Annotated in this window: 14 protein-coding genes and 2 pseudogenes; 5 read left to right on the forward strand and 11 right to left on the reverse strand. The window is 36.4% G+C overall.

All coding sequences use genetic code 11. The features are described 5' to 3' along the window. Window positions 1-52: 52 nt before the first annotated feature. The 4 genes from gap to rpoN form a co-directional block, all read right to left on the reverse strand. Window positions 53-1,060 (reverse strand): type I glyceraldehyde-3-phosphate dehydrogenase, encoded by a 1,008-nt coding sequence (gene gap / locus AN957_RS23600; RefSeq protein ID WP_053477628.1) that lies wholly within the window; start codon window positions 1,058-1,060, stop codon window positions 53-55. A gap of 46 nt (window positions 1,061-1,106) precedes the next feature. Beyond that, window positions 1,107-2,129 carry a sugar-binding transcriptional regulator gene (locus AN957_RS23605; protein WP_053477627.1) on the reverse strand — a complete coding sequence of 341 codons (1,023 nt, stop codon included), beginning with the start codon at window positions 2,127-2,129 and terminating at the stop codon, window positions 1,107-1,109. Window positions 2,130-2,245: 116 nt separating this feature from the next. Then, a complete protein-coding gene (locus tag AN957_RS23610; protein ID WP_056686411.1) occupies window positions 2,246-2,503 on the reverse strand; it encodes a glutaredoxin family protein in 258 nt (85 codons plus the stop codon). Between the two features lie 13 nt (window positions 2,504-2,516). After that, window positions 2,517-3,848: an RNA polymerase factor sigma-54 gene (gene rpoN / locus AN957_RS23615; RefSeq protein WP_053477625.1), complete on the reverse strand. Its 1,332-nt coding sequence runs from the start codon at window positions 3,846-3,848 to the stop codon at window positions 2,517-2,519. A gap of 289 nt (window positions 3,849-4,137) precedes the next feature. On the opposite strand from rpoN, the gene AN957_RS23620 reads away from it, so the two are divergent. Further along, window positions 4,138-5,115, forward strand: a complete 978-nt coding sequence (locus AN957_RS23620) for an exonuclease domain-containing protein (RefSeq protein WP_053477624.1) — start codon at window positions 4,138-4,140, stop codon at window positions 5,113-5,115. Window positions 5,116-5,213: 98 nt separating this feature from the next. Here AN957_RS23620 and AN957_RS27905 read toward each other — a convergent pair whose 3' ends face one another. The 3 genes from AN957_RS27905 to AN957_RS23630 form a co-directional block, all read right to left on the reverse strand. Then, entirely contained in the window at window positions 5,214-5,366 is a 153-nt protein-coding gene (locus tag AN957_RS27905) for a hypothetical protein (RefSeq protein ID WP_156319152.1), read from the reverse strand. A 317-nt stretch (window positions 5,367-5,683) separates the two neighbouring features. Then, the gene (locus tag AN957_RS23625; protein WP_053477623.1) at window positions 5,684-5,923 is read right to left on the reverse strand and encodes a YolD-like family protein; all 240 of its coding nucleotides are present in this window, start codon (window positions 5,921-5,923) and stop codon (window positions 5,684-5,686) included. 2 nt (window positions 5,924-5,925) lie between these two features. Continuing rightward, the gene (locus tag AN957_RS23630) at window positions 5,926-6,144 is read right to left on the reverse strand and encodes a hypothetical protein (RefSeq protein ID WP_053477622.1); all 219 of its coding nucleotides are present in this window, start codon (window positions 6,142-6,144) and stop codon (window positions 5,926-5,928) included. 104 nt (window positions 6,145-6,248) lie between these two features. On the opposite strand from AN957_RS23630, the gene AN957_RS28255 reads away from it, so the two are divergent. After that, window positions 6,249-6,422: a hypothetical protein gene (locus AN957_RS28255; RefSeq protein ID WP_180320708.1), complete on the forward strand. Its 174-nt coding sequence runs from the start codon at window positions 6,249-6,251 to the stop codon at window positions 6,420-6,422. 209 nt (window positions 6,423-6,631) lie between these two features. Beyond that, window positions 6,632-7,072: a cytidine deaminase gene (locus tag AN957_RS23635; protein WP_053477621.1), complete on the forward strand. Its 441-nt coding sequence runs from the start codon at window positions 6,632-6,634 to the stop codon at window positions 7,070-7,072. A gap of 28 nt (window positions 7,073-7,100) precedes the next feature. Here AN957_RS23635 and AN957_RS23640 read toward each other — a convergent pair. The 3 genes and pseudogenes from AN957_RS23640 to AN957_RS23650 all read right to left on the reverse strand — a co-directional run. Beyond that, window positions 7,101-7,505 (reverse strand): annotated as a pseudogene (locus AN957_RS23640) (transposase); the annotation flags it as partial. Between the two features lie 295 nt (window positions 7,506-7,800). Then, the gene (locus AN957_RS23645; RefSeq protein WP_053477620.1) at window positions 7,801-8,265 is read right to left on the reverse strand and encodes a GNAT family N-acetyltransferase; all 465 of its coding nucleotides are present in this window, start codon (window positions 8,263-8,265) and stop codon (window positions 7,801-7,803) included. Between the two features lie 245 nt (window positions 8,266-8,510). Further along, window positions 8,511-9,278: pseudogene (locus tag AN957_RS23650) on the reverse strand (IS110 family transposase); the annotation flags it as partial. A gap of 525 nt (window positions 9,279-9,803) precedes the next feature. On the opposite strand from AN957_RS23650, the gene AN957_RS23655 reads away from it, so the two are divergent. Beyond that, on the forward strand, window positions 9,804-10,292 hold the full coding sequence (locus AN957_RS23655; protein ID WP_212139252.1) for an RNA polymerase sigma factor: 489 nt from the start codon (window positions 9,804-9,806) through the stop codon (window positions 10,290-10,292). Next, window positions 10,289-11,194, forward strand: coding sequence for an anti-sigma factor family protein (locus AN957_RS23660; protein ID WP_053477618.1), 906 nt, complete (start codon window positions 10,289-10,291; stop codon window positions 11,192-11,194). Before AN957_RS23655 ends, AN957_RS23660 begins: the two co-directional genes overlap by 4 nt. Window positions 11,195-11,512: 318 nt before the next feature. On the opposite strand, the gene AN957_RS23670 is transcribed toward AN957_RS23660, so the two are convergent. Further along, window positions 11,513-12,751 (reverse strand): IS110 family RNA-guided transposase, encoded by a 1,239-nt coding sequence (locus AN957_RS23670; protein ID WP_056686422.1) that lies wholly within the window; start codon window positions 12,749-12,751, stop codon window positions 11,513-11,515. Window positions 12,752-12,897: the final 146 nt, after the last annotated feature.

Consider the following 12,897-nt stretch of genomic DNA (forward strand, 5'->3'; position numbering starts at 1 on the left):
CACTTTCAATTTCCAATATGTTTAAAACTTTCCAAGGAATTTTATTAAGATTTTAAAAGCCTTTTTGTGCGATATAATCTACAAGATCTATAACGCGATTAGAATAGCCGCTTTCGTTGTCATACCAAGAAATGACTTTTACCATATTGCCTTCCATAATCATTGTAGAAAGGGCATCGATCGTAGATGATGCAGGATCTCCATTGTAATCACTAGAAACTAATGGCTCCTCGCTATATGCTAAAATGCCTTTTAATTCTCCTTCAGCCGCTGCTTTAAATGCTGCGTTTACATCTTCAGCTGTTACTTCTTTTTCAAGCTCAGCAACTAAATCAACTAAAGAAACGTTTGGAGTTGGTACACGTACAGCTCCACCGTTTAATTTGCCCTTTAACTCAGGCAACACAAGGGAAACAGCTTTGGCAGCCCCAGTTGTCGTTGGAATGATATTCTCCGCTGCCGCACGTGCACGACGATAATCTTTATGCGGCAAGTCAAGAATTTGCTGATCATTTGTATAAGAGTGGATCGTTGTCATCATTCCACGCTTGATGCCAAACTTATCATTCAGAACTTTAGCAAAAGGTGCAAGACAGTTTGTTGTACATGACGCATTTGAAATGACATGGTGGTTTGCAGGATCATAGCTTTCATGGTTTACACCCATAACTACTGTAATATCCTCATTCGTAGCAGGTGCAGAAATAATGACTTTCTTTGCCCCCGCTTCTAAATGCTTCGCTGCATCTTCACGCTTCGTAAAACGACCTGTTGATTCAATAACCACTTCAACACCTAAGTCTCCCCATCCAAGCTGAGCAGGATCACGTTCTGCGATTACTTTTACTTTATGTCCGCCAACTACAAGATAATCTCCATCAACAGATACATTTTCATTTAATGTTCCATGCACAGAATCATATTTTAAAAGATGTGCAAGCATGTTTGCATCTGTTAAATCATTTACTGCGACAATCTCTATATTAGGGTTCTTTAATGCTGCACGAAAAACTACACGACCAATTCTTCCAAATCCATTAATACCAACTTTTACTGCCATTTTAACTTCCTCCCTTGTCGGATAAAATTGTATTGAAAAAGGGTATTTACCCTTTTAATAAACATTTTGCTGCACCTTCATCCGTTACGAGTACGGTTGATTGCGGTGCTTGTTTCATATAAGCGGCAATCGCCTTTGCCTTCGTTTTTCCTCCTGCAACTGCAATGACATCCGGAATAGCAGAAAGATCCTGCAGCTGGAGTCCAATCGTTTGAACTTTATGAACGACCTCGCCATTTTTATTGAAATAATAGCCGAAAGCTTCCCCTTCTGCCTGTGCACCTTTAATTTTTGCTAGATCTTCGCTGCTTGATTTTCGGCGTTCTGCCATTGTAATAGCGTCTCCAATCCCATGTAAAACCATGCTTGCTGACTTGATCATTTTCAGAACTTCGCTAATTTCCCGTTCCTTAATAATGGATTCATACATCTCCTGGCTCACTTGATCTGGGATATACAGGACACGATGCTTGGAATCCGTCCGGTCAGCCATTGCCGCACAGATGGAGTTGGCTTGATTTTTTACATCCTCACCTATTCCGCCTCTTGCGGGGACAAAAAGACAGCTTTGCGAAGCGTCTAATGGGGTTAACATATCTGCCACGGCTGCAATAGTTGAGCCGCCTGTTACAGCAATAATATTTTCCCCTGTAAGATTGGACTTCATCCGATTGGCAGCAGCTCTGCCCAATTCCGTTTTCACCCATGGTGAATCATCACAATCACCAGAGACGATGATGACCTTCTGAATGCCAAGCTTACGCTGCAGATTCTCCTCCATGGCACTAATTCCTGAGATTTCTCTAATGACAGCGCTTAATTTATCAAGTAAATCTTTACCATCAGAAGTCAAGCTCATCCCTGCGGTTGAAGAGGCAATCAGATTTTGGTCTTTTAAAAATTCAACCTCACTTCTTAATACCCTTTCCGTTAAGCCTAAACTGAGACTTAAGCTCCTTCTCCCAACAGGTTCCATTAGCCCAATGTAGTGAAGAATATGATAGCGCTTTTGCATAATGGTTAATAAATCAGGCAATAATCTTTTTTGAACATCAATTAATGAATCCATTGATTTTATCCTCCTGGACATTTTTTGTCCCCCGTAGACATATTATGTCCCGATTGAAGCAAAAAAAATCACTCCTGCTATAACTACATTTTAACAGGAGTAATAAGTGAATTCAATTAAAAAGATTTACTTTTTTCTGAAAACGCTTCACTAATGGTTAGATGATCAATTTGTCCGAATTGAATTTCTTCTCCATCGATTTCAACAACCGGAATCATGATTCCATATTTTTCAGTTAATTCATCGCTCGTATCAATATCAATTTCTTCCAGAATAAAATCCCATTCTTCCTGTAATTCTAGGATGATCTTTTTCGCTTTATCACATAATGAACAACGGCTGCGTGTATAGAGCACAAGTGTACTTTTGTTCATTGCTATTCTCCCTTCATTCATAGCGTTTTCGTTTTGATGAAGAAGGAATACCGAGCTGATCCCGGTATTTCGCAATTGTTCTACGCGAAACAACCATCCCCTCTTGCTCTTTTAACAAATGAACGATTTCCTGATCAGATAATGGCTTTTGTTTGTTTTCGCCTTCTACCAATTGGCTAATGATCGTCTTTACTTGCTTGGATGAGGTATTCTCATCTGATGTAGTCTTTATCGTGCTTGAGAAGAAGGATCTTAATTCGTACGTTCCAAAAGGGGTTTGCGCATACTTCTCTCTAACGGCACGACTGACCGTTGACTCATGAATTTCAAGTTCGTCCGCAATCTCCTTCATTGTCATTGGTCGTAAGTATGCAGGTCCATTCATAAAAAAGTCCCGCTGTTTTTCTACTATCTTCAAAGAAACCTTTGTTAATGTTTCTTTTCTTTGCTCAATGCTCTTCATGATCCATTGATAATCCTGCTGATTTTCCTGAATAAAGCGATTGACTGACTTATCATTGTTAGACGAGAACTTTTCATAGTACGCGCTGTTAAAGCTAATTTTCGGCAATGCCTCATCAAATATACTTACTGTAAAGGATTCCCCATCCCACTTAATCACAACATCTGGCACTATGTAAGCAGATTTTTCGTGTTGAAAGGAGGAAGCTGGTCTTGGATTTAATGTTTGAATGAAATCGAATACCTCTTGAATCTCATTCAATTTTACATTGAGCAATTTTGATATATCCTTCCATTTCTTTTCAGCAAAAGGAAGGAAATGCTTTTCTATGATTTCTTCTGCGAGTACATTCCTCTTCTCACAGCGCCGTAATTGCAATAAGAGGCATTCTTGCAAATTCCGGGCACCGATCCCAGCGGGCTCTAATCCTTGCAATAGTTTAAGATGTTCATAGACTTCTTCGTCCGATAGTTTAAAATGAGCGGCTACTTCACTTACCTCTGCACGAAAGTAACCGTTTTCATCGATACACTCAATTAAATAGTCAAATACTTTTTTTCCATTTATAGTTAATCGATTGAGATCTACCTGTGACTTTAAATATTCATCTAGATAAGTCACCGTTTCCCCAATCTGTTCAATCCAGTTTTGCTTATCTTTATCCACTTTCTTGCGAGTTGGCTTCACTCGATCCTTCCGGGGGTCCATGGCTTGCACATTGCCAGGCTCAATCTGCAATAAGGGGTTTTCCAAAGCTTTATTCTCTAAAAATGCAGAAAGCTCCTGTGTATTATATTGCAGCAAGGCAATCGCCTGAGTAAGCTCTTGCGTCATCGTTAGCTTTAAAGTCTGCTGCTGCCATAACCCTGCTTGTAAGTTCATCTTAATCCCCCCTCGTGTTCATTTTACAATAACGGGAAGGAATGTTGTATGGAAAAATATTGTCATAGGGAAGTCTTGCAGTACTGTTCAAAACAAAAAAGGGATGAAGTGAATGCTTCAATCACTTTATAATAATAGAGAAGATTCTTCAATGATTTAAGCATACAAGCCATTCATTTTAACTTTTTATTTCAACTATGATAAGTTTAAATCTTGTCCTGTCATTTTCTAAATCCATGTGGGATTATTATAACTTTAATTATTTTTTAAACTAAAAGGGGGAAGCCAAATGGATTTCATAACGATTGATTTTGAAATAGCCAATAACCATATGAACAGTGCATGCTCTTTAGGAATGGTATTCATCCAGAACAATAAAATCATTGACGAAAAGTATTATCTGATTCAGCCTCCTACCCTCGAACTCGATCAAGAGATGTCAAAAATACATGGTCTTTCTTTTGATGATTTAAAGAACGCACCAAAATTTGATGAAGTGTGGGGGGAGATTAGCCATTATTTTCATAATGAGAGTTTATTTGTCGCACATAATGCTCAGTTCGATATGAATGTATTGAGAAATTGCTTGAAAACCTATTCAATTGAAGTTCCTGAATTCGACTATGTGTGCAGTATTCCAATAAGTACTCGCGCGTGTAGTGGGGAAGGTATCGGCAGCTCATTAAAAGACCGTGCAGAAAGGTTTGGCATAACTCTTAATAATCACCACAACGCCTTAGATGATGCGAGAGCATGTGCGGAATTAGTTTTAAAATGCATGGAAACAAAAAGAAGGAAATCCATCCATACCTATATTAGTACCTATAGTTCAATACCGATAAAACGATTCTCAGAATTAAAGATTCAAACGGAATTTAAGAAGAGAAAAAAGAATTTCGCCAAAATATCCACAAAAGACATGATTCCATCTACTAACGATTTTGATATTCACCACCCTTTTTATAGTAAAAATTTTGTTTTTACTGGTGAATTAACAATGGATCGTGAGGAAGCCATGCAAAGAGTAGTTAACCTAGGAGGAATCATTAAAAGTGGAGTAAGTTCTAAAACAAATTATCTTGTCGTTGGAAAACAGGATCATTTACTTGTTGGAAGCAGCGGATTAAGCTCAAAGGAAAGAAAAGCTTATGAGCTAATTGAAGCAGGAAGGAATATTGAAATTCTCACGGAAACTAAGTTTAGAAAACTGCTAGATTGCCGATTAATTCTAACATCTATCGTACGCAAAAAATATGTACTGAACTAGTTTTAATGGAGAAAGAGGCCTACGGGCTTGTAGCTGAAAAAAAGCCGTAAACCCATGAAACGTTTGGGCTTACGGCTTTTCGCTATGATATTTCTAAATTAAAGTAGCGCCCTCTGCAGGAAACGAACCCAATCCTGCATCGCAATAGATGTACCGATTCTTCTAACCAATTTACCAGCCTTTTTCTGTTTCCTTCTATTTATACTGTTCCCAGCCATGAATTCCTTAATCGACATTGTCTGAACACTCATTTTAAGTCCTCCCATAGGTAGATTTGGTTTTTCAGACCTTCACATAGCTGCTAAAGCTTTTTCTTTCGATAAGGTGGATTTGTCACCCAAATAAGTGCAAATTGTGGATTATATGTGGATAACTTTGTATATCTTTTGACTTTTTGAATGTTTTTTGCCATGGTTTGTTTGTAATCGATCTCAATAAATGGTGGAGTTTGTTGGAGATGAAGACTACGTCTGCTACGAATCGCAAGAGCACTAACGGTACAGAGAAAAATCTCTGGGGAGATTTGGTGGAATAAATAAAGCTCTTCTCAAATGAGAGGAGCTCCACTTTATAATACCGAAACTTTCATTATGTCCATAAAAGGAACTTTAGTAACCTTTGAATCCTTTTCGATATAAATTAATTTTGTGCGGCTATCCATTTTTATAATATTCCCCTGAACGGTTCCTTTTTCCCAAACATCTAAAATTACTTCTGTTTTTTCATCATATGCCTCTACAAGTGTATTTCCAATCTCCTCTAACTCGAATTCATCCCTTGTTGGTCGTTTTCTCTTAACTTTAGCCATAATTATGCCCCTCTACTTAGGCTGTTTACTTGCCCGACTGATAAGATGTTACTTATTTTAAAGGTTCTCTGCTGTTTCCGAATATAGCAATAGGCTTTAAATGACTCCTCGTTTACTGATAACACCTTAATTTTTCGCTGGCTAATATTCCCCTTACAGTCCTGGTAAATCATTTCTAATAATGCCCCACTTGCTGCCGCCTTTAATAGTAAACTTCTCATCAATCTGACCTCCTTTACCATCATTTTATACGAACGTTCATTCGGTTTCAAGTTGAATAAAGAACTAACGTTCGCATATAATATACGAAAAGGAGATGGAATTAATGAAAAAAGACCGTGAAACTATAAAGTTGACTGTCATGATGCTACCAGAACATGTACAGAGTTTAAAAGATGCACTGGTAGGTATGTTCATTCAAAAAGACACTTCAAAGGTTATATACGAAACCCCGTCTAAAAAGAATTTACGACTAGTTAAGATAATGAATGGAGAATAAAATATTTGTATATAGCCCCTCCAACCGGAAGGGCTCATTAATTTGGATTGTTTATCTAACACAGCAGTTTAGTGGAAAAATCGTCATTAGCTTTGTTCAACATTCGGGCCATTTAATGGAGTAAGGGTTATAGAGCATACGAAGAGGTTAGCGTAACAATGATAATTATCTTATAATTACCATAAACATATAAATCGGAGAGTGAGAGTATGAACCAAGTAAAAAGTATAGAGACGGAAATGTATAATATAGCGACGGAATTTATAACCAAGAGATATCCTACAGGTTGGGGTGGTGTAGCAGTAATTCATACTGATGATGGTAAATTTTTAACAAGTGTCTCTATAGAAACAGCAAATAGTAGCGTTGATTTATGCATTGAGGTTGGAGCAATGTGTGAAGCACATAAATTTAATTCTTGTGTATCACATTGCTTATGTGTAGTAAGAGATGACGAAAATAGTCCATTTAAAGTACTTTCACCTTGTGGTGTTTGTCAAGAAAGACTTAGATTTTGGGGGACAGATGTAAAAGTAGGCGTTACAACTCCAGATAATTGCTTGAAGTTTGTAACATTAGAAAACTTACAACCTTATCATTGGACAAACGCTTATCCTTTTGAAACCCTTGAGCATTACTCTAAGGATTAAGTTATACCAATTAATATAGAAATATTTATATCACAGCTACTTTAAAGGGTTTTCCTTCTTCACGTTTCTTATCGTAATACTCTCGTAATCGCTTATTACGGGGAATAATTTCATCTGTCGTTTTCTGCTTGCGACAATCTCGAATGGCACATTTAACTGCCATATACAAGGCCTGTCTTAGTCTGCTAGAGCCTCTTTTGGTAATTCGATTTAAAGTACCTTTGAATGTACCAGATTCAAAGATACTCGGATCGATTCCGGCAAATGCTACTAGTTTCTTAGGATGATTAAACCGATCAATTTCCCCAATCTCAGAAATAATCGTGGCAGCGATTTTTTCACCGATGCCGGGGATGGACCGGATAATCTTACACTCTTCAATATGCTTTGCTAAAGCATCTATCTCGTCTTCAAGCGTGGATAGTGTAGCTTTGAAATAAAGTTTAATTAAAAAAATGTTATTAACCTTGATAAACGAACAAAAGAAAAGAGCATGTTTTGAAAAAAAGATTAATCAAAACATGCTCTTCTTGTGTTAAATTGAAAGATTCTTTTATAAAAAAGTTTGATCATTTTTTGTTCCTTCTTCAACAAAAGCCCCCGTTAGTTGAAGAATATCATTAATTTCAACTTCCTTCTCAAAAATTCCTTCTGATTTTTAACAATACGACCCAATTACTGAACAGAATTAATTAGTTTCTTAACACACTAATACTCCCTATGTCTTTTCAATTAAATTCATAGCGCATTGTATGGCTCACATCTATAAATCCTTGCTTTTCATATAAAGTAATAGCACCAATATTTTCAGACAGTACATTCAACTCTAAGTAATCTAAATTTCGATTTTCAGCCCATTTTTTTGCTTCTAATAACAAAGCTGAACCAATTCCTTGAGATTGATATTTGGTTCCAACAATTATATCTGGAATAAATGCGTATTTGTGTTCAACCAAACACGTATATGATGGTGTGATTAGTTCTTGAATAAGTAAAAAACCTATAGTACAGTTATCAATTTCAGCTAATAAAATATCCGAATCCTTTTCATTGATTGTTTTCCTTATAAACTCTACATCCTGCTTTGCAGGCTTTATATATTTGGGCTGAAAGTTTGACATTTTAAAAAAAAGCTCTTGATATAAAATTTCTATTTGATTAACTTGCTCTAGCGTAGCTAACTTTATATTCATATTGTTCCTCCAAAGTTCTTTTAAAATTATTTAAAGCAATATACTCTTATGTGAAATAATAACATATTTCTAAATTTAAAATTAACTATTCAAAATCTGATATTTATTACGCTAACCTGCCGTGTTAGTTCAATAAGAAAAACTGAAGTGTAGATAATTCCGACTCATCATTTTTATAAACGGTATGACTTTCTTTAAAACGGTACATCTTTTTTATAAACAGTACGTCTTTATTTCAAAGCTACAGATAGATGTTTTTTGTATTCAAGAAGCATATTAATATACATGTTCAAACTTAAAGAAAGACTATGATATAAAGTTTTCTGAAATGGGTTTTGTGCTGCGGCAGCCATTAGTTTTTCTGCCTGACTGTTTGCCCATTGTTGTGAACGACTTTTACAGAACTCTTTTATTTTGTTAGCGATGGTTTCTTTGCTTGCTTCCAAAACTTCCTCTGAAGTGGGAAATGCCTGTAAAGTTAGTAAAGAAACATCCGAATATAAGGCTCCGAAAACTCCATTGTATTCAGGAAATACTTGATCGAGAACTGCCTGAAATTGCAGTTTGGTTTGTACAAACATGCCTGTAATATTTTCGTGTCTTGTAAGATTACGAAGGTTTAAGAGCTGGATTCCTCTTTGTTTATAAGGCTCTAAGTCCTCTTTATAGTACAGCTCGCAGAGGTGATAAGCGTCTATGATATCAGTCTTTACCTTGCGTAAACTAGAACTCTTAGCCCGATACGATAGGAGAGGATTCACGATAATTAACAAATATCCTCTGACCTCGAAATACTGGACAATTGGTGTGTGATAATGTCCAGTGGATTCTAACACAATAGGAGGACGCCCCCCTGATATATCTTCTACTTCTCTAATAAAATCAAGAAGATTACTTAACCCTTCAAGAGTATGAGCTACTTTGAAGCTCTTTTTGTACGGTTGCTTTTTATCCAAAAATGCCTGAACCTGACTTTCACCTTTTGCCACATCCAGACCTATGACTGGATTCATCATTTATCTCCTCCTGAAAATCGATTAACCGGTAACCCCTATTCCTCCATGTAGTATCATAGCTTCGCTTGTTATACGAGATCATTGTCCCAACCAGCCTCAATCAAGTTTCTACAAGTAGGGGGTGAACTGTTTAACGGATGGGATCAAGTCCCAAGGGCGCTTACGTTCTACCTCGGCTACCGTAATCATATATCGATATAAAAAATGGTCAACCAGAAATATTTTCTTTTCTGATTGACCTTATAATACGAACGGGCCAGATTGTTGAAGATCGCTTGGTAATAAGATATTAGTTAGTATAAAGATTGTATATATTTCACTTAAACTAAACCGATTTCATTGTGAACAATGTGGAGGAGAAATGGTCCCTGAATATTATAAAGGAATACATGGGAAGAAGTATCGACTACAGGACCCAATAATTATGGTAGAAGAAAAAAGGATCGGGCGTACTTTGTTCGGTTTTTCTTATATTTTTGTAAGATATTTGAGTTTATCGCGTCTTATATGTAAGGAGGTGAGATGGTGACACAGCTTGAGGATATTTATAATACATACTTTAAAGATGTATTTTTATATGTGTATAGTTTATCTGGCGATAAGCATATCGCTGAAGATGTCACTTCGGAAACTTTTATGAAGGCATTAACATCGCTAGACAGTTTCAGAGGGGATAGTGATATCCGTGTTTGGTTATGCCAAATTGCCAAAAACAGTTATTACTCTTATTTGCGTAAGAAAAAAAGCTTTGTAGATTTTGAGTCGGTTCCAGAACCAGCTAGTGGAGACAATGTAGAACAAGAAATAACCACTTCAGAAGCGTCTATGAAGGTACATGAAATTATCCAGAATTTAAAAGAGCCATATAAAAAGGTCTTTACGCTCCGTGTATTTGGAGAACTGTCATTTAAGCAAATTGGCAAATTGTTTGCAAAAAGTGATAATTGGGCTTGTGTTACTTATCACCGTGCTAGAGAAAAGATTAAAGCGCGATTGGGGGATTATCAATGAAAATTAGCTGTAATATGATTAGGGATATACTGCCGTTATATGTCGAGAATATGGCAAGTCAAGATACTAGAGATATAGTTGAAGAACATATAGCTTCTTGTGAAAACTGCAAAAAACGACTTGAAGAAATGAGGACTCTTGAAGAACTGCCAGTAGATACCGATATAGCTCCCTTAAGAAACATACAAAATACATTGCGAAGGGAAAAGCTGCTAACGATTATTCTTTCAGTCATGGTAACATTGGTTTTTGCAGTGGTTACAATGGCTTATCTGACAGCGCCAGCATACATTTCTTATAATGAAAATGCGGTTTCAATCATTAAGAAGGATGACGGAACTGTACTTTTGAAATTTAGTGAAGAAGTCTCTGGATTCCATGTAGAACAATATCCAGTAGCAGACAATTCAGGTTATGTCTATGATATAACTACATGGGAAACGATCTGGCACCAGAAAATAAGCAAAAACAACCTAGAAAATACTGTCTTAAACCCGAATGGAGAAACGGTCGCTTCAATCTATTATTACAATACCGATGGAAGTGAAAATATTTTAATTTATGGAGATCCAATAACGGATGGTTCTGTCATTACGTTACCTCGGCTAGTTTTAAGCTACTATGTGTTGTTTGCTATAGTATTTTTACTTATTTGTGGAATTGGATTGGCCATATTCCGTAAGAACGAAAAAATAAGAAATGGACTAGAAAAAATTATTCTATTGCCTATCTCCTACCTGTTTGCTCACTTACTTATAAAAGGTCTTCACTCTACAACTTACCTTGCTAGACGAGACTTTTATGCAATATTACTAGTCACAATTTCTTTATATTTTGCGTTGTTAGCTGGAAGGAGCATATTAAAAAAATTATCAATCAAGAAGCCGAAAAGCACTTTATAATAGTTGTTGCTTTCACTTGTTTATAATAGACTCACCAATCAGCGATTCTTTTCTTAATTTCAGTTCTATATTACTTGATACGGAAAGGTTTCCTGATGGATTCAGATTTCTAAAACATGGCCAAAAAGTATCCTTTGAATTGGTTGAAACCCCAAATTCTACTGATCAGAGTCCATCTTCAACAAAACCAGCTAATAGTTGTCAACATTTTTCAATAAAAAATGAAAAATTAGATGATATACTAAAGATGAGTATGCCAAATAACCTTCCTGATTTTCATTATTGGAAGGTTTTGTTTTATGTTGTTAAATATAGTTTTTAAGCTAACTCTTGGAAGATGGTTTTGTTCTTTAAAAGTGCATAAATCAAGTGTAAAAGCTTATTAGCACAAGCAATTATTGCTACTCTATAGGGTTTACCTTCATCGCGTTTTTTATCGTAAAACTCTCTTAATCTTTTGTTTCGAGGTATAACGGTATCGCTCGTCTTTTGTTTACGGGCATCTCGAATTCCACAGTATACAGCCATATATAATGCTTGCCTTAACCTTCTAGATCCTCTTTTCGTTATGCGATTGTTGGTCGCTGTAAACCTTCCAGAAGAGTAAACACTAGGATCTATTCCTGCAAAGGCAACTAACTTTTTAGGATGATTAAACCGATCTATTCCTCCAATTTCGGAAATGTTTGTTGCCGCAATCTTTTCTCCGATACCAGGGATAGATTGGATAATCTTATATTCTTCAATTTCTTTAGCGAGGGCATCTATTTCAGTTTCTAGTTGTGATAGATGCTCTTGATATTGAAGAACAATGGTAATAAACATCTTTAGGTTAAATATATGGCTTTCATACAAATTGCTTTGAAATGGATTTCGTACTGCAGCCTCAATAAGCTTTTGTGCTTTTTCTTTTGCCCACTTTTCTGAACGTCTGGTACATAACGATACAATCTTTTCAGTTAAAACGGATTCGGTAGTATTTAGTACAAGTTCAGAAGTAGGAAATAAGAAAAGAGTCTGTAATGAGACTTTTGAATATAAATTACCAAAGACACCTCTATATTCAGGGAATATTTGATCTAGCACTGTTAGAAGCTGTACCTTGGTTTGTGCAGAGATACTTGAAATTGTCTCTTGTTGCCTTGTAAGATTACGAAGGTATAAGAGTTGAATACCTCTTTTCTTATACGGCTCAACTTCTTCTTTGTAGTATAGTTCGCAAAGAAGATAGGCATCGACAGCGTCTGTTTTTACCTTTCTTAAACTTGTACTCCTTGCACGATGAGAGATAAGGGGATTCACAATAATATAAACATATTGCTGTTCCTCCAAAAATTGAATAACAGGAGAGTGGTAATGTCCTGTTGATTCTAATATAACCGAAGGTTGCTTACCATCAGCTACTCTTTCAATCTCTTTTAAGAATCCTAATAAATTCTCAAAGCCCTCCACTGTATGTTTTATACTAAAACTTTTACGAAAAGGCTGACCCTTATCCAAGAATGCTTGTACCTGACTTTCCCCCTTAGAAACATCCAGCCCTACTACTGGATTCATCATCATCTCCTCCTTGGAAATTAAGATTAGTCGGTTGTCCCTAGAGCTGCTTGTACTGTCATAGGTTCGCTTGTTAAACGGGATCATTGTCCCAACCAGCCTGAAACATGCTTATACAAGTAGGGAGTGAACAGTTTTGCGGACGG

This window comes from Cytobacillus solani (assembly GCF_001420595.1).
In the GTDB taxonomy this organism is placed as follows: Bacteria; Bacillota; Bacilli; order Bacillales; family Cytobacillaceae; genus Cytobacillus; species Cytobacillus solani.